General features: G+C 74.7%; 13 protein-coding genes. 4 read left to right on the top strand and 9 right to left on the bottom strand.

What is annotated here, in order from left to right:
* Positions 1 to 32 precede the first annotated feature (32 nt).
* Both mycP and FB563_RS44175 read right to left on the bottom strand, forming a co-directional pair.
* Positions 33 to 1,229 (bottom strand): type VII secretion-associated serine protease mycosin, encoded by a 1,197-nt coding sequence (gene mycP, locus FB563_RS27040; protein ID WP_055704001.1) that lies wholly within the window; start codon positions 1,227 to 1,229, stop codon positions 33 to 35.
* Positions 1,226 to 2,398 carry a hypothetical protein gene (locus tag FB563_RS44175; protein ID WP_324615825.1) on the bottom strand — a complete coding sequence of 391 codons (1,173 nt, stop codon included), beginning with the start codon at positions 2,396 to 2,398 and terminating at the stop codon, positions 1,226 to 1,228. Before FB563_RS44175 ends, mycP begins: the two co-directional genes overlap by 4 nt.
* A gap of 1,302 nt (positions 2,399 to 3,700) precedes the next feature.
* On the opposite strand from FB563_RS44175, the gene FB563_RS27030 reads away from it, so the two are divergent.
* Entirely contained in the window at positions 3,701 to 4,903 is a 1,203-nt protein-coding gene (locus FB563_RS27030; RefSeq protein WP_055707227.1) for an amino acid deaminase/aldolase, read from the top strand.
* Positions 4,904 to 4,909: 6 nt separating this feature from the next.
* Here the strand turns inward: FB563_RS27030 and FB563_RS27025 are convergent, their stop codons facing one another.
* The 3 genes from FB563_RS27025 to FB563_RS27015 are packed head-to-tail and all read right to left on the bottom strand — an operon-like array spanning position 4,910 to position 8,447.
* Positions 4,910 to 5,692 (bottom strand): 3-oxoacyl-ACP reductase, encoded by a 783-nt coding sequence (locus FB563_RS27025; RefSeq protein WP_055707226.1) that lies wholly within the window; start codon positions 5,690 to 5,692, stop codon positions 4,910 to 4,912.
* A complete protein-coding gene (locus FB563_RS27020; protein WP_055707225.1) occupies positions 5,689 to 7,077 on the bottom strand; it encodes an aldehyde dehydrogenase family protein in 1,389 nt (462 codons plus the stop codon). The genes FB563_RS27025 and FB563_RS27020 overlap by 4 nt, the downstream gene beginning before the upstream one ends.
* An 11-nt stretch (positions 7,078 to 7,088) precedes the next feature.
* Complete coding sequence (locus FB563_RS27015) at positions 7,089 to 8,447, bottom strand: glutamine synthetase family protein (RefSeq protein WP_055707224.1); 1,359 nt, start codon at positions 8,445 to 8,447, stop codon at positions 7,089 to 7,091.
* Between the two features lie 97 nt (positions 8,448 to 8,544).
* Between FB563_RS27015 and FB563_RS27010 the strand changes: the two genes are divergently transcribed.
* Positions 8,545 to 9,294 carry a FadR/GntR family transcriptional regulator gene (locus FB563_RS27010; RefSeq protein WP_055707229.1) on the top strand — a complete coding sequence of 250 codons (750 nt, stop codon included), beginning with the start codon at positions 8,545 to 8,547 and terminating at the stop codon, positions 9,292 to 9,294.
* Positions 9,295 to 9,415: 121 nt separating this feature from the next.
* A complete protein-coding gene (locus FB563_RS27005; RefSeq protein ID WP_055707223.1) occupies positions 9,416 to 10,123 on the top strand; it encodes a gamma-glutamyl-gamma-aminobutyrate hydrolase family protein in 708 nt (235 codons plus the stop codon).
* Between the two features lie 10 nt (positions 10,124 to 10,133).
* Here the strand turns inward: FB563_RS27005 and FB563_RS27000 are convergent, their stop codons facing one another.
* Together FB563_RS27000 and FB563_RS26995 are read right to left on the bottom strand one after the other, a co-directional pair.
* Positions 10,134 to 11,099, bottom strand: coding sequence for a phosphotransferase (locus tag FB563_RS27000; protein WP_055707228.1), 966 nt, complete (start codon positions 11,097 to 11,099; stop codon positions 10,134 to 10,136).
* A gap of 491 nt (positions 11,100 to 11,590) precedes the next feature.
* Positions 11,591 to 12,538, bottom strand: coding sequence for a LysR family transcriptional regulator (locus FB563_RS26995; RefSeq protein ID WP_142218949.1), 948 nt, complete (start codon positions 12,536 to 12,538; stop codon positions 11,591 to 11,593).
* Between the two features lie 70 nt (positions 12,539 to 12,608).
* Here FB563_RS26995 and FB563_RS26990 point away from each other — a divergent pair, with 70 nt between their 5' ends.
* Positions 12,609 to 13,772 carry an SLAC1 family transporter gene (locus FB563_RS26990; protein ID WP_142218948.1) on the top strand — a complete coding sequence of 388 codons (1,164 nt, stop codon included), beginning with the start codon at positions 12,609 to 12,611 and terminating at the stop codon, positions 13,770 to 13,772.
* On the opposite strand, the gene FB563_RS26985 is transcribed toward FB563_RS26990, so the two are convergent.
* Both FB563_RS26985 and FB563_RS26980 read right to left on the bottom strand, forming a co-directional pair.
* Positions 13,684 to 14,403, bottom strand: coding sequence for a helical backbone metal receptor (locus tag FB563_RS26985; protein WP_055703416.1), 720 nt, complete (start codon positions 14,401 to 14,403; stop codon positions 13,684 to 13,686). The two genes, FB563_RS26990 and FB563_RS26985, sit on opposite strands and share 89 nt — an antisense overlap.
* Positions 14,403 to 14,972: a helix-turn-helix domain-containing protein gene (locus FB563_RS26980; protein WP_055703417.1), complete on the bottom strand. Its 570-nt coding sequence runs from the start codon at positions 14,970 to 14,972 to the stop codon at positions 14,403 to 14,405. Before FB563_RS26980 ends, FB563_RS26985 begins: the two co-directional genes overlap by 1 nt.
* Positions 14,973 to 15,320: the final 348 nt, after the last annotated feature.

The raw sequence follows: 15,320 nt of genomic DNA, 5'->3' as shown, positions 1-15,320 counted from the left end.
CTCCGGGCACCGGGGCCCGGGGTCCTGTCGCGTCAGGACCGCTGCCTGCGGCCCCGCCACAGCACCACGCCCGCCACCAGCAGGACCCCGCCGGTGCCGCCGGCCAGGGGGCCCGCCCAGTCGGCGGTCGAGGACGCCGCCCTGGGGCTGTCCGGGCCGGCGCCGAAGTACCTCTTCCCGTACGACGCCGCGCGCAGACTCTGCGGCTTGAGCCGGTCCGCCGCCCGCAGGGCCGCCGCCGGGTCGATCATGCCGAAACCCCGGGAGTCGTCCCGGCCGCCGACCGGCGCGTCCCGGGCGGTGTCCTCCAGGAGCTTCTTGATCTGGGCCGGGCTCAGCTCGGGGTGGGCGGCCTTGACCAGCGCCGCCGCGCCGGAGACGAAGGCGGAGGCGGCCGAGGTGCCCCAGCCCTCGTAGTACTTGTGGTCGGGGTCGGCGATGACCACGTCGACGCCGGGCGCGCTGACCGCGGCGTACCAGCGGCGGGTCGAGAAGGAGGCGCGGGTGCCGTAGCGGTCGACGGCGGTGGCGGCGATGACGCCCGGGTAGGCGGCGGGGTAGGAGACGTGGTCGCCCTTGTCCCCGCCGTTGCCCGCGGAGGCGACGACCACCACGCCCTTCTTCAGGGCGTACTGCACGGCCTCGTCCTCGCTGGGCTCGGGGTGCGCGGAGTTCGAGTCGTCGCCGAGGGAGAGGTTGATGACGTCGGCGCCGTGGTCGGCGGCCCAGCGGATGCCGTCGGCCAGGGCGTTGCCGCGGGTCGTACGGGCCTTGGTGCGGGCGGGGTCGCCGTCCTCCAGGATCACCCGCACGGGCAGGATCTTCGCCTCCGGTGCGACGCCCATGACGCCGGCGCTGTCGCCCGGGCCATGGCCGTGTCCGGCGATGATGCCGGCCATGGCGGTGCCGTGCCGGGCCCAGTCGCGGTCGCCCTGCGCAGCGCCGAAGCCGATCATGTCCTTGGCGGGCAGGACGTTGCCGACGAGGTCCGGATGGTCGGCCTCGACGCCGGTGTCCAGGACGGCGACGGTGACGCCCCGGCCCTTGGTGGTCCGCCAGGCCTCGTCCAGGCGCAGCGCGGACAGGCCCCACTGCTGGGCACGGATGCCGTCGGCGTACGCGGCGGTGGCCGGCGCCAGGGCGAGGGCACCGGCGAGCAGCAGGCTCAGCGCCGTGCCCGCGGGTGCCACGCGGTGGCGGACGCGTATCGATCGCCTCGATCGCCTCATGAGGGTTTCTCCGTGGCCGTGCCGATGCTCTGGCGCAGGCGCCGTTCGATGCGGTCGCCCAGGCCCTGGGCCTCGTTGCCGAGCCCGGCCTGGGCCGGCGCGGTGGAGGCACCGGAGCTGACGGCGTCGGCGGCCGGCTGGGGCGCACCGACGCTGCGGCCGTCGGCCCAGCCGGAGACGGCGTAGGCGACGACGGGGGCGTCCGTGAGGACGGATATGGTCCAGGAGGCGCGCTGCTTGTCGCCGAAGCCGGCCGCGGTGGTGCCCTTGGCCGCGTACGCCCGGGGCATCAGGTCGGCGCGCCGGTCCAGTCGCTCGGTGCGGAAGCGGTGGGCGAGGGCGGACATGGCGGCCGGGTCGGCCTTGGTGAACAGCAGGCCGACGGTGGTGACGTAGCTCTGGGTGGCGTCGGTGTAGGTGGCGCGCAGGAGCCGCTGGCAGCCGACCGGGGCGAGCACCTTGGACAGCAGCGGGTCGAAGGCGTGCGCGCAGCCGGTGTCCGGGGCCACGGCGATCCTGGTCCAGGTCCGGTCGGCGCCGCCGGGGCCGGCGCCGGTGCCCTGGACGGTGGGCGGGAACAGCTGGTCGACCGGCGCGTTGTGCCAGAGTGCCCCGGCGGTGGCGAAGTGGTCGCCGGTGGGGTCGTCCCCGCCGTCGTCGGTGAGCCAACTCCCGGTCGCGGCACCGCCGATGAGACCGAGACCGAGCACGAGGCAGGCGGCAGCGGCGGCGGTACGGGGGCCCACCCGGTACCAGGGCCGCCCACCGAACGCCGCGGGCTCCCTGGCCCCCGTCACGGACCCCGCGGCCACCGCGGCACTCCAGGACAGCGCGGGATCCGGCGCCAAGGTGCCGGCCGCCGGTGGGCCGAGGGGATGCGCCGGCGCCATGGGACTCCAGGCACCCGTCTGCGAACGCCCGGCGGACACCGCGGAGGCGGTACGACGCTCTGCCCCCGGCCCGGCGAAGGGCCGGCCGGGCGCGGCACCGGGGCGGGGCGCCTTCGGCGCGTCGGTCACCGGGCGCAGCCGCGCCGTGGTCTCGGACGCGCTGACCGGACGCGCGGAACCGGCCGGCTGCTCCGACGCCGTGACCGGCCGGCGCGGGACCGCCGGCTCCGAGGCGGTGATCGGGCGGAGCCTGGTCGTCGTCTCCGAGGGGGTCTCCACCGGGGCTCCCGGCCGACGGGGCTCCCGGCCGGGGCGGTGCGCCCCGCGCCCCGTGCTCGGCGGCGCGTCGGGGAACCGGGCCGAGGCAGGCGGCGGAGGCGGGCTCACCGGCTCACCGGCGGCGGGTACGACAGGACGCGGCGCGCCGGGCCGGCCCCCCTGCCCGACACGACCACCGACACCTCCACGGGGGACCTGACCGTCACCCCCAGCGGCCTCGCGGGAAGCCGAGCCATTGCCGCCGGACCGACCGGCCGAAGCCGACCCGTGGCGCACGGACGCTCGATCCGAAACCGAGTCACCGCCCGCCGGCCGACCAGCCGACGGCGAGCCGCTGTCCGCCGACCGACCGGCCGAAGCGGACCCGTCGCGCACAGCCCCTCGATCCGAAGCCGCGCCACCGCCCGCCGACCGACGCGAGCCGCCGCCGACGGACCACGCAGCCGAAGCCGAGCCCTCGCGCACAGCCCCTCGATCCGAAGCCGAGTCACCGCCTGCCGTCCGTCCGGTCGAGGGCGAGCCGCTGTCCGCCGACCGACCAGCCGACGGCAAACCACCGCCGACGGACCCCACAGCCGAAGCCGAGCCCTCGCGCACAGCCCCTCGGTCCGAAGCCGAGTCACCGCCTGGCGTCCGTCCGGTCGAGGGCGGGGAGTCGCCCCGGGTCCCCGCGACATGGGCGGAGCCCTCCGGCGTGAAGCCTCCGGCGGGCCCCCGCAGTTCACTCGCAGCCACACCGGCCGAAGCCGCGCCCCCACGGGCGAGGCCCGCGGCCGACGCACGGCCCTCGACCGCCGGTGATCCATCCGAAGACCCGCGGCTGCCGGCGAAACCCCCGGCGGACGGGCGGCCATCGTTCGCGTGCGGCTCCGGAGAGGTGCCCGGCTCGCCTGCCGTGTCCATACTGGACGTGCGACCGGCGGGCGGGGTGAAGACCGACGGCTCGTCGTCGGGGTCGGTGGGCGGGGTGGACGGGCGGGGTGGGTGCGAGGGGCGCGGCGGGATGGGAGCGTGGCGCGCTTCCGTGGTCATGCACCCCCCGTTTCCTCGTGCCCGGGCCGTCCTCATGTACGCGGGCCGCTGCGCTGCTCGGCCGCGCCCGGCGCGAAGGCTCCCGGGCACGCATACCCGTACGGCCGGACCGGCATCCCGGTTCAGCCGAAGCGGCCGGGCGCGTTCCGCCGTACGTGCGCGTCACTCTACGGGTTGTCCGGGGTGGAGAAGGAACCAGTCCGCAGCGGCGGGGCATCTGCCCGGTACGTCCCCCTACCCTGCGGTAATCCTGTCTGGCACGCTTCCGTCATGACTGCGCGCGCCGCCGACCGGGCCCGTTACGACCGGGCCACCGCCCATCTCGACGCCCCTCTCGCGATCGTGGACCTGGACGCCTTCGACGCCAACGCGGCCGATCTCGTCCGCCGGGCCGCGGGCAAGCCGGTCCGGGTCGCCAGCAAGTCCGTGCGCTGCCGGGCCCTGCTGGAGCGCGTCCTGGCCCAGGACGGCTTCCAGGGCATCATGTCGTTCACCCTGGCCGAGTCGCTGTGGCTCGCGCGCTCCGGGTTCGACGACATCCTGCTGGCCTATCCGTCCGCCGACCGGGCCGGCTTCGCCGAGCTGGCCGCCGATCCCAAGCTCGCCGGCGCGGTGACCGTGATGGTGGACGACCCGGCACACCTCGACCTCATCGACGCCGCCCGCGACGGCGGCCGCGAAGTGGTGCGGGTCTGCCTGGAGTTGGACACCTCGCTGAAGCTGCTCGGCGGCCGGGTCCGGGTCGGCGCGCGGCGTTCTCCGCTGCACTCCCCCGCCCAACTCGCCGAGCTCGCCCGGTCGGTGGCCCGGCGGCCGGGCTTCCGGCTGGTCGGGATCATGGCGTACGAGGGGCACATCGCGGGCGTCGGGGACGCGGTGGCCGGGCGGCCGCTGAGGTCCCGGGCCATCCGGCTGATGCAGGCGGCCGCGCGCCGGGAGCTGGCCGAGCGGCGGGCCGCGGTCGTCCGCGCGGTGCGGGCCGTCGTCCCCGGCCTGGAGTTCGTCAACGGCGGTGGCACGGGCAGTGTGCAGCACACCGCCGCCGAGGACGCGGTGACCGAGATAGCCGCCGGTTCGGGCCTGTACGTGCCCCGGCTCTTCGACAACTACACGTCGTTCACCGGCCGTCCGGCGGCCCTGTTCGCCCAGCCCGTCGTACGGCGGCCGGGGGTCGGCGTGGTCACCGTGCTCGGCGGCGGCTACCCGGCCTCTGGTGCAGCCGGTCCCGACCGCCTGCCGGTGCCGTACCTTCCCGAGGGCCTCGAGTACGACCCCCAGGAGGGCCCCGGCGAGGTGCAGACCCCGCTGCTCGGCTCGCCCGCCGACGACCTGCTCATCGGCGACAAGGTGTGGTTCCGGCACGCCAAGGCGGGCGAGCTGTGCGAGCGGTTCGACGCCCTGCACCTGATCGAGGGGGACACGGTCACCGCGACCGTGCCCACCTACCGGGGTGAGGGACACACGTTCCTCTGACGCCGCCTACAGGGGCGTGACGTACGCGCCCGCGATTCCGCCGTCCACCAGGAAGTCGGTGGCGTTGACGAAGGAGGAGTCGTCGCTGGCCAGGAAGGCGACGGCGGCGGCGATCTCCTCGGCCTCGGCGAACCGTCCGACCGGGATGTGGACGAGGCGACGCGCGGCCCGCTCCGGGTCCTTCGCGAACAGCTCCTGCAGCAACGGGGTGTTGACCGGGCCCGGGCACAGGGCGTTCACCCGGATCCCCTCACGCGCGAACTGCACGCCCAGCTCCCGGGACATCGCGAGCACGCCGCCCTTGGAGGCGGTGTACGAGATCTGCGAGGTCGCCGCGCCCATGCGCGCCACGAAGGACGCGGTGTTGATGATGGAGCCCTTGCCCTGCCGCCGCATGTAGGGGATGGCGGCCTTGCAGCACAGGTAGACCGAGGTGAGGTTGACCTCCTGGACGCGCTTCCAGGCCTCCAGGCCGGTCTCCAGGATGGAGTCGTCGTCGGGCGGGGAGATGCCGGCGTTGTTGAAGGCGACGTCGACACTGCCGTAGGTGTCGTACGCCGTCTTGAACAGCGCCTCGACCTGTTCGGGGTCGGTGACGTCGACCTTGACGAAGAGCCCGCCTACCTCGTCGGCCACGGCCTTGCCGCGGACCTCGTCCACGTCCGCGCAGACCACGTGGGCGCCCTCGGAGGCGAGCCGGCGGGCGGTGGCGAGGCCGATGCCGCTGCCGGCTCCGGTCACGACGGCGGTACGGCCGACCAGGCGGCGGCAAACACTGTTGTCGGTCACTGTGCGGGGCCCTCCGTGCTGGGGGTGACGTTGCTGATGAAGACGTTCTTGGTCTCGGTGAAGGCGGTCAGGGCGTCGGGGCCCAGCTCGCGGCCGAGGCCGGACTGCTTGAAGCCGCCGAACGGGGTCCAGTAGCGGACGCTGGAGTGGGAGTTGACGGACAGGTTGCCCGCGCGGACGGCCTGGGAGACGCGCAGGGCGCGGCCGAGGTCCCGGGTCCACAGGGAGCCGGAGAGGCCGTAGGGGGTGTCGTTGGCGAGGCGGACCGCGTCCTCCTCGTCGGTGAAGGGGAGCAGGACGGCGACGGGGCCGAAGATCTCCTCGCGGGCCGCCCGGCCGTCCGGCCGCTCCCCCGTCAGGACCGTCGGCGGGAACCAGAAGCCGGGGCCGTCGGGGGCGCTGCCGCGCAGGGCGGGCGCGTCCTCGGGGACGTACGACCGTACGCGATCCAGCTGTTGACGGGAGATCAGCGGACCCATCTGCGTCTTCTCGTCCGCCGGATCGCCCACGACGACGGCGGCCAGCGCGTCGGCGAGGAACTCGCGGGCCTCCTCCAGCACCGTCTCCTGGACCAGGATCCGGGTGCGGGCGCAGCAGTCCTGGCCGGAGTTGTCCAGGAAGGAGAAGGGGTCGAGGGCGGTGGTGAGGTCGGCGTCGGCGAAGACGACGTTGGGGCTCTTGCCGCCGAGTTCGAGGGTGACCGGCTTGACGAGCCTCGCGCAGCGCTCCATGACCTCGCGGCCGGTGCGCGTGGAGCCGGTGAACACGATCTTGGCGACGTCCGGGTGGTCGACCAGGGCGCGTCCGGCGGTCTGGCCGTACCCGGGCAGCACCTGGAAGACGTGCTCGGGCAGGCCCGCCTCCAGGGCGAGTTCCGCGAGCCGGAGCGCGGTGAGCGGGGTGGTCTCGGCGGGCTTGAGGACGACCGCGTTGCCGGCCGCGAGCGCCGGGAAGGAGCCCCAGGCGGCGATCGGCATCGGGAAGTTCCACGGGGCGATCACGCCGACGACACCGAGGGGCTCCTGGAAGGTGACGTTCCAGCCGCCGGGCACCGGGATCTGCTTGCCGAGCAGGCGTTCGGCGCCCCCGGCCGCGTACAGCAGCAGATCGCGGGCATTGCTGGCCTCCCAGCGGGCGTTGCCCACGGTGTGGCCGGCCTCGCGGACCTCCAGCTGGGCGAGTTCCTCGAGGTGGGCGTCGACGGTGTCGGCGAAGCGGCGCAGCAGCCGGGCCCGGTCGGCGGGGGCGAGGGCGGCCCATCCCGTCTGGGCGCGCTTGGCCCGTACGACGGCTGCGGCCACGTCCTCCTCGCTCGCGGCGGGGACGGTGGCGACGACCTCTTCCGTGGCGGGGTTGAGGACGACGAGCTGGTGCGGGTCGGACACGTGGTGACCTTTCACAGGCGTTCGAAGGAGCGGCGCAGCTCCCAGTCGGTGACGGCGGCGTCGAAGGCCTCCAGCTCGACGCGCGCCATGTTGCGGTAGTGGGCCACGACCTCGTCGCCGAAGGCCGCCTTGGCGATGGGGCTGTTCTCCCAGAGTTCGGCGGCCTCGCGCAGGGTGGTCGGCACGTGCTCGAAGTCCGCGGTGTAGGCGTTGCCGGGGCAGGGTTCGGGCAGTTCGAGTTTCTGCTCGACGCCGTACAGGCCCGCCGCGACCAGACCGGCGACGGCGAGGTAGGGGTTGACGTCACCGCCGGGGAGGCGGTTCTCGAAGCGCAGCGAGCGGCCGTGGCCGACGACGCGCAGCGCGCAGGTGCGGTTGTCGTGGCCCCAGGCGACGGCGATGGGCGCGAAGGAGCCCGGCTGGAACCGCTTGTAGGAGTTGATGTTCGGGGCGTAGAGGAGCGAGAAGTCGCGCAGCGCGGCGAGCTGTCCGGCGAGGAAGTGCCGCATGACGTCGGACATTCCGTCGCCGTCGGCCATCGCGTTGTCGCCGTCGGCGTCGGCGAGCGAGAGGTGGATGTGACAGGAGTTGCCCTCGCGCTCGTTGTACTTGGCCATGAAGGTGATCGAGACACCCTCCTGGGCGGCGATCTCCTTGGCGCCGGTCTTGTACAGCGCGTGCTGGTCGCAGGTGACGAGGGCCTCGTCGTAGCGGAAGGCGATCTCGTGCTGGCCGGGGTTGCACTCGCCCTTGGCGGACTCGACGGTGAGGCCGGCGCCCGCCATGTCGTTGCGCAGCCGGCGCAGCAGGGGCTCGATGCGGCCGGTGCCGAGGATGGAGTAGTCGATGTTGTACTGGTTGGCCGGGGTCAGGCCCCGGTAGCCCGCGTCCCAGGCCGCCTCGTAGCTGTCCTTGAAGACGATGAACTCCAGCTCGGTGCCGACCTGGGCGCTGTAGCCGAGCTCGGCGAGCCGCTGGAGCTGGCGGCGCAGGATCTGGCGGGGCGCGGCGAGGACCGGGGAGCCGTCGTTCCAGGCGAGGTCGGCGACGAGCAGGGCGGTGCCGGGGTGCCAGGGGATGCGGCGCAGGGTGGCGAGGTCGGGGTGCATGGCGAAGTCGCCGTAGCCGCGGTCCCAGGAGGACATCGCGTAGCCGTCGACGGTGTTCATCTCGGTGTCGACGGCGAGCAGGTAGTTGCAGCCCTCGGTGCCGTGCCGCAGGACCTCGTCGAGGAAGAAACGGGCGGCGAACCGCTTGCCCTGCAGCCGCCCTTGCATGTCGGGGAAGGCCAGGACGACAGTGTCGATCTCACCGCTCGCGACGAGGGCGTGCAGTTCCTCGACGCTGAGCGGGGGTGTGCGGTCTGCCACGGGAGAAGCCTCCTTCGGCGCCTGAAGCGCTTTTTCGGCCGGGCCGGGAGCCATAAGGTATTGCTCAGAACCATTGCTTGGGAAGGGGGTGCGGCAGATGTCGCGGGAGACGGAGTGGCCCGGGGCCCAGGTGCCCGGAGTCGACCGGCTCGCTCCGGTGCTGCGGCCGGTACGGGCGGGCAACGGCTTCGAGGAGGCGCTGGAGCAGATCCTCCAGGTCGTGCGGCTGGGGCTGGTGCCGGGCGGCCAGCGGCTGCCGGCCGAGCGGGACCTGGCGGAGCGGCTCGGGATCAGCCGGGTGACGCTGCGCGAGGTGCTGAAGGTGCTCCAGGACCAGGGGCTGGTGGAGGCGCGGCGCGGCCGCTATGGCGGAACGTTCGTCCTGCCGCGCGCGGACGCCGGCGGCGAGGACGAGCTGCGGCGGCGGATCGCCGAGGTCGACATCGAGGACGTACTGCGGTTCCGCGAGGTGCTGGAGGTCGGCGCGGCCGGACTGTGCGCGGCGCACGGGCTCGACGACGAGCAGGCGGACCGGCTGCGCGAGGCACTGGCCCGCACCCACGACGCCCCGCTGGCGGACTATCGCCGTCTGGACACCCTGCTCCACCTGACCCTCGCCGAGCTGTGCGGCTCGCCCTCCCTGACCGCGCAGTACGCGGCGGTCCGCGCCACGGTGAACGACCTGCTGGACTGCATCCCGCTGCTGGTGCGCAACCTGGAGCACTCGCAGCGCCAGCACACCGCGCTGGTCGAGGCGGTGCTGGACGGCGACGCGGACGGCGCGCGGGAGATGATGCGCGAGCACTGCGCGGGCACGGCGGCGCTGCTGCGGGGCTTCCTGGCGTGAGACGGTTCTGGAAAGGTACGACTGTGAACCTTTGACGAGTGCGAACCGCCGGCGAGTGCGAACCGTCAGCGAGTGCGAACCGTCAGCGAGTGTGAACCTTCGGCTTCCGGGGAGGGCGGCAATGACCGTACGACCGCTGATCGGCATCAGCACCTATCTGGAGTCCGGCGCGCGCTGGGGCGTGTGGGAGCTGGACGCGGCGCTGCTGCCGGCCGGCTATCCGCGGCTGGTGCAGCGGGCCGGCGGGCTGGCCGCGATGCTGCCGCCGGACGCACCCGAGCGCGCGGCGGCGACGCTGGCCCGGCTGGACGGGCTGGTGATCGCCGGCGGTCCGGACGTGGACCCGGCCCGGTACGGCGCCGAGCGCGAGCCCCGTACCGGTCCGCCCGCACCGGCTCGCGACGCCTGGGAACTGGCCCTGATCGAGGCCGCGTTGGAGGCCGGAATGCCGGTGCTGGGCATCTGCCGGGGCATGCAGCTGCTGAACGTGGCGCTCGGCGGGACGCTGGTCCAGCACCTGGAGGGGCACGCGGAGGTGGTCGGCGTCTTCGGCGGCCACCCGGTCAAACCGGTACCGGGGAGCCTGTACGCCGGGATCGTCCCGGAGGAGACGACCGTGCCCACCTACCACCATCAGGCCGTGGACCGGCTCGGCGCGGGCCTGGTGCCGTCGGCCCACGCGGCGGACGGCACGGTGGAGGCGGTCGAGCTGCCCGCGGACCGCGGCTGGGCGCTGGGCGTGCAGTGGCACCCCGAGATGGGCGACGACCTGCGGGTGATGTCGGCCCTGGTCACAGCCGCCGCCCGGGGCACGGGCGGGCGGCCGTAGGACCGGCCTCTCACAGCCGCTTTCCCAGCCGCCTTCTGAGCCAGTCCAGAGCCGCGTCGCCCTGGGCGCGCTGGAAGGGGCGCAGGGTGGGCAGGCCCGGTGGTGCCGGGTTCAGGGAGCTGCCCAGGAAGTAGCCGGCGAGGCCGGCCAGCGCGGCGGTCACGGCGTCCGGGTCGGCGCCCCGGCCGAGCGGGTGCCCGGTGAACACCTCCTCCGGATCGGGCCCGCCCTGGGCCCGCACGCACGGCAGCATGACGAGCAGGTCGAACCAGCGCGCGGCGCGCATCGCATGCGGCCAGTCCACGAAGGCGACGCCCCCGTCGGCCGTGAGCAGCACGTTGTCCGCGCGCAGGTCGGCATGGGCCAGGGTGTCCCCCGAGGCACCCTCGGCCCAGCCGGCCTCCAGCGCGGCGAGGTCGGGCAGATGGCCGGCGGTCCAGGCACCGAGCCGCTCCCGCACGTCACCGGCCTCGCCGTCGAGCAGCCGACGCCACCCGTTGAAGGTGTCCGCCAGCTCCTCGGCGACGGGCGGGACGTCGAGGGGACACGGTGTGCCGGCGCGGCCGAGCACGGTCACCGCGTCGAGAACCCGGCGCAACTCGTCCGGACGCCAGGGCACATGCGGCTGACGGCCTGCCACCTCCTCGAAGACCAGCGCCACCCAGGTGCCGTCGTCGTACGTCCCGAGCAGCCGCGGCGCGGGTACGGCGGCCGGGAGCGCGGCGGCGATCCGGGCCTCCCGGCGGTGCAGGCGGGGGCTGTGCGGGTTGGCTGCGCCGCTCACCGCCTTGACGAACCCGGTGCCCCCCGCCGAGGTCCGCACCCGTGCGGCAACGCCCGGCGAGAAACCGCCGGGCTGTGTCCGCGACCGTACGACCGGCGCGCCGAGCACCTCCCCCACGGCGTCCCGGACGGCGGCGGGGAGCTCTTCCCAGGGGGCGCGGACGCCTGCGGCGGGCGGGGCGGTGACGATCATGCCGAGCATGGTGCCGGGTCGCTGCGCGGCCTGGCCAAGGGTTTTCGATGCGGGACCGCTGTGGCGGCGAGCGGGTCAGCGCCGCAGGGGTTACGGACCCCTGCCGAGTGCGGGACCGCTGTGGCGGCGAGCGGGTCAGCGCCGCAGGGGTTACGGACCCCTGCCGAGTGCGGGGCCGCCGTGGCGGCGAGCGGGTCAGCGCCGTAGGAGTTACGGACCGCTGCCGAGTACGGGGCCGCCGTGGCGGCGAGCGGGGCAGCGCCGTAGGGGTTGTGGATCGCTGCCGGGTGCGGGTCCGTCGTGGCTGATCGCGCAGTTCCCCGCGCCCCTTCGGGGCGCTGCAGTGCCGGCGCCTTCGAGGCGCCGCCGCCGCTGCGGGCAGTCGTGCCGCTGGGGCGGCACGGGTGGGCGCGGCGGCACCCCGCAAGCGCGGGCCAGCGACACCCACCCCCGCTCAGCTCCAGCCGAGCCGCGCCACGAAGCGGCCCCCGTCATCCCCGTGTCAGCGACAGCAACTCCCGTGCCGGGCCGGTCGGGCGGTGACCCGTGGGCCAGACCGCGCGCAGGTCCCGGCGCAGGGACACGCCCTCCACCGGGATGCTGACCAGGCGCCGCATGGCCAGCTCCTCCCCCACCGCCAGTTCGCTGAGGACGGAGGGGCCCGCGCCGCTGACGGCGGATGCCTTGACCGCCGTGGTGGAGGACAGTTCGATCAGGGGCCGGGCGAGGCCGCCGAGCGCCGCGTCCAGGACCTGCCGGGTGCCGGAACCGCGCTCGCGCAGGATCAGCGGGGTGCCCGCCAGCTCCTCCGCCGTCACGGGGCGCCGGCGGCGGGCCCAGGGATGGCCGGGCGCGGTGACGACGATCAGGCGGTCGCGGGCGATGACGGCGGAGTCCAGCCCCGTCGGTATCGACAGACCCTCCACGAACCCGAGGTCCGCCTCCCCGCCCAGCAGCAGTTCCGCGACCTTCGCCGAGTTGCCCGCGAGCAGCGACACCGCCGTGTCGGGGCGCTCGGCGTGCAGCGCGAGCAGCCAGCCCGGCAGCAGGTACTCGGCGATGGTCATGCTCGCCGCGACCCTGAGGCGCGAGTCCCGCCGGTCCCGCAGTGCCCGCGCGCCCACGTCGAAGGCCGCCGCGGCCTCGACCACCCGACGGGCCCAGTCCGTCACCAGGGCGCCCGCGTCAGTGAGCCGGGAACCGCGCGGCGAGCGGTCCACGAGGGCCACCCCCAGTTGCCGTTCCATGGAGCGGATCCTGCTGCTGGCGGCGGGCTGCGTGATGCCGACCTCGCGCGCCGCCGCACCGAGGCTGCCCAGCCGCGCCACCGCCAGCAGCAGCTCCAGCGCGGACAGGTCGGGCACCCGGTGCGCCAGCGACGCCGTGCGCTCGGGTTCAGTGCCCTCTCGGCCCTCTCGCTGTCCCTTCACCTCGCTCATAAACACAGCTTATGCCCTGATAGAAAGGACCTCCCTGGTCAGTGGCGGGCGCCGACGAGACCGTGGGGCCATGGTCACCGCAGCCCGGCCCTTGCCCGCCGCTTCCCGCCCCCGCGCCGCCCACGTCCGCCACCTGGGCCCCAACTGGTACGCCGCCGTCATGGGCACGGCCATCCTCGGCTCGGCCGGCGTCGCGCTGCCCGCACACGCGGCGGGTCTGCGCGCCGTGTTCGCCGGAGCCTGGGCGGTGTCCCTGGTCCTGCTGGTGGCCCTGCTCGCGGCCCGGGCCCTGCACTGGACCCACCACCGCGACCGGGCCCGCGCGGATCTCCTGGACCCCGCCGTGGCCCCGTTCTACGGCTGTCTGTCGATGGCCCTGCTGGCGGTCGGCGGCGGTGCCCTGACGGCCGGGAAGGACCTGATCGGCTCGGCCACGGCCGTCGTCCTGGACGCCGTGCTGTTCACCGCCGGTACGGTGGTCGGGCTTGCGGCCGCCGTGGCCGTGCCGTACCTGATGGCCGTACGGCATCGTGTCGAGCCCGCACAGGCGACGCCCGCCTGGCTGCTGCCGCTGGTCGCGCCCATGGTGTCGGCCGCGCTCGGCCCGCTGCTGGTGCCGCACCTGCCCGCGGGGCAGCCCCGCGCGACCCTTCTGCTGGCCTGTCTCGCGCTGTTCGGGCTGAGCCTGCTCGCGACGCTGCTCATGCTCTCACTGGTCTTCGCCCGGCTGGTCTCGGGGCCGCTGCCGCTCGCGCTCACGCCGACGCTGTTCCTGGTCCTGGGTCCCCTCGGCCAGTCCACCACCGCGGTCGCCAAGATCGGGGACGCGGCGCCCGGGGTGGTCCCGGCCGCGGACGCCCGTGGCCTCGCCGTCCTCGCCGTCCTGTACGGGGTGCCGGTCATGGGGTTCGCGCTGCTCTGGCTGGCGCTGGCGATCGCGCACGTGGTGCGGGCCCGCCGGCAGGGCATGCGGTTCGCGATGAGCTGGTGGGCGTTCACCTTCCCCGTGGGCACCTGTGTCACCGGCGCCATGGCGCTCGCCCGCCACACCGGCCTGGCGGTCTACGACGCGCTGGCCGTCGGGCTGTACGCCCTGCTCGCCGCCGCCTGGGCGGTGGCCGCCGCCGGCACCGTACGGGGTCTGCTCAGCGGCGAGCTGCTCGCAGCGCCTCGGTCAGCACCCGCGGCGCCTCGGCCAGTGACGGGCCGTACCAGGTCAGGTGCCGCCCGCTGACCAGGGCGCAGGCCAGACCGGGGAAGGCCTCCGGACCGTCGTCGGCGGCGAAGCGGTAGGGCTCGTCGGGCAGCACCACCAGGCCCGGGTCGGCTGCCCGCAGCTCGTCCAGCGGGACGCGGGGATAGCGGTCGGGATGGCCGGCGTACAGGTGGTCGACGCCGAGCCGGGCCAGGACATCGCCGGCGAACGTGTCCCGGCCGAGGACCATCCAGGGCCGCCGCCAGACCGGTACGACCGCGGTCCGGCGCTCGGCCGGCTCCGGCAACTCCGCCCAGGCCGCCTCCGCATCCTGGAGCCAGCGGGGCCGTCCCGGCGCACCGCACGCGCCGAGCACCCGCGCCAGCTCGGCGAAGGCCTGCGGAACGCTCCGCACCTCGGTGACCAGCACGTCACGGCCTGCGGCGCGCAGCGCCTCCAGGTCGGGGGCGCGGTTCTCCTCCTCGTTGGCGATCACCAGGTCGGGGGCGAGGGCGAGGATGCGGTCGAGCTCGGGGTTCTTCGTCCCGCCGATCCGGGTGACGTCCAGGCCGGCCGGACGGCTGCACCAGTCGGTGGCGCCGACCAGCACCCCGGGCAGCGTCACCGCCACCGCCTCGGTGAGGGACGGGACCAGGGAGACGACCCGCACTACCGCGACCGGTCCTGCACGGCCTCGATGTGTTCGGCCACCGCCACCACGATCACCCGCGTGTCCGGCACCGTCGCCCGCCACCGATGCCGCACCCCACCGGTCAGATACAGGGTGTCGCCCCGCCCGAGGCGATAGGCGCGCCCCTCCGCCTCGATCTCCACCGCGCCGTCGGCGACGTACATCAGCTCGTCGTTGCGGTGCTGGAACTCCCGGCCGGCATCGTGGTCGCCGGTGAACTCGGAGGCGTGCAGCTGGTGGTGGCCACGCACCAGGGAGCGGGTCCGGGGCTGGAAGCCGCCCTCGGCGACCGGGTCGGCGCGGACGACGTCCACGCTGGCCGCCGGGTCGGCGGCGGCGAGGAGTTCGACGGCCGTGGTGCGCAGGGCGTCGGCGAGCTTCTCCAGCGAGGTGCGGCTGGGGCGGGCCCGGTCGTTCTCGACCTGGCTGAGGAAGGGCACCGACAGACCGCTGCGCTCGGCCACGACGGCGAGGGTCAGTTCCAGGGCACGGCGGCGCCGCCGGACGGCCGCGCCCACCCGCACGGGCTGTTCTTTGTGGTCGCCCATCGCTCCGGCTCCCTCCCTCGCTCGTCGTGCCGCTCTCCGGGTGCCCGGCTCGGGGCACACCTCTTCTGATGACTTCTCTGCACCCTACGCATGTTCGGCAAACCGTTTCACGCGGCTGTCACATCCCCGTCATGCCGCCGGGCCCCCACCCTCACGGTTCGCGCCAGTGGGACGGGGCCCCGGGCCGGTCTTGGGCGGGGTCGCGGCCGCGGGTGAATATGCCGACCAGCAGGGCGGGGGCCCCGGGTGTGGGCCAAGGGTCGTCACGGACCGTGGTTGGCCTGATCCTTGCCGTGCCCGGTGCAGCGGGCCTCAAGGACCCGTCGAGACCGCGAAGGGCGGGCCCCG

This window comes from Streptomyces puniciscabiei (genome assembly GCF_006715785.1).
Lineage (GTDB): Bacteria > Actinomycetota > Actinomycetes > Streptomycetales > Streptomycetaceae > Streptomyces > Streptomyces puniciscabiei.
The sequence above is the reverse complement of the archived record's forward strand: the minus strand, read 5'-3'. Positions and strand labels throughout refer to the sequence as shown.

What these genes read in the sequence shown, in the direction of transcription:
- FB563_RS26980 (WP_055703417.1), bottom strand. Translation starts at nt 14,972, where the DNA reads ATGGGCGACCACAAAGAACAGCCCGTGCGGGTGGGCGCGGCCGTCCGG.
- FB563_RS27005 (WP_055707223.1), top strand. Translation starts at nt 9,416, where the DNA reads ATGACCGTACGACCGCTGATCGGCATCAGCACCTATCTGGAGTCCGGC.
- FB563_RS27010 (WP_055707229.1), top strand. Translation starts at nt 8,545, where the DNA reads ATGTCGCGGGAGACGGAGTGGCCCGGGGCCCAGGTGCCCGGAGTCGAC.
- FB563_RS26995 (WP_142218949.1), bottom strand. Translation starts at nt 12,538, where the DNA reads ATGAGCGAGGTGAAGGGACAGCGAGAGGGCCGAGAGGGCACTGAACCC.
- mycP (WP_055704001.1), bottom strand. Translation starts at nt 1,229, where the DNA reads ATGAGGCGATCGAGGCGATCGATACGCGTCCGCCACCGCGTGGCACCC.
- FB563_RS27030 (WP_055707227.1), top strand. Translation starts at nt 3,701, where the DNA reads ATGACTGCGCGCGCCGCCGACCGGGCCCGTTACGACCGGGCCACCGCC.
- FB563_RS27000 (WP_055707228.1), bottom strand. Translation starts at nt 11,099, where the DNA reads ATGATCGTCACCGCCCCGCCCGCCGCAGGCGTCCGCGCCCCCTGGGAA.
- FB563_RS26990 (WP_142218948.1), top strand. Translation starts at nt 12,609, where the DNA reads ATGGTCACCGCAGCCCGGCCCTTGCCCGCCGCTTCCCGCCCCCGCGCC.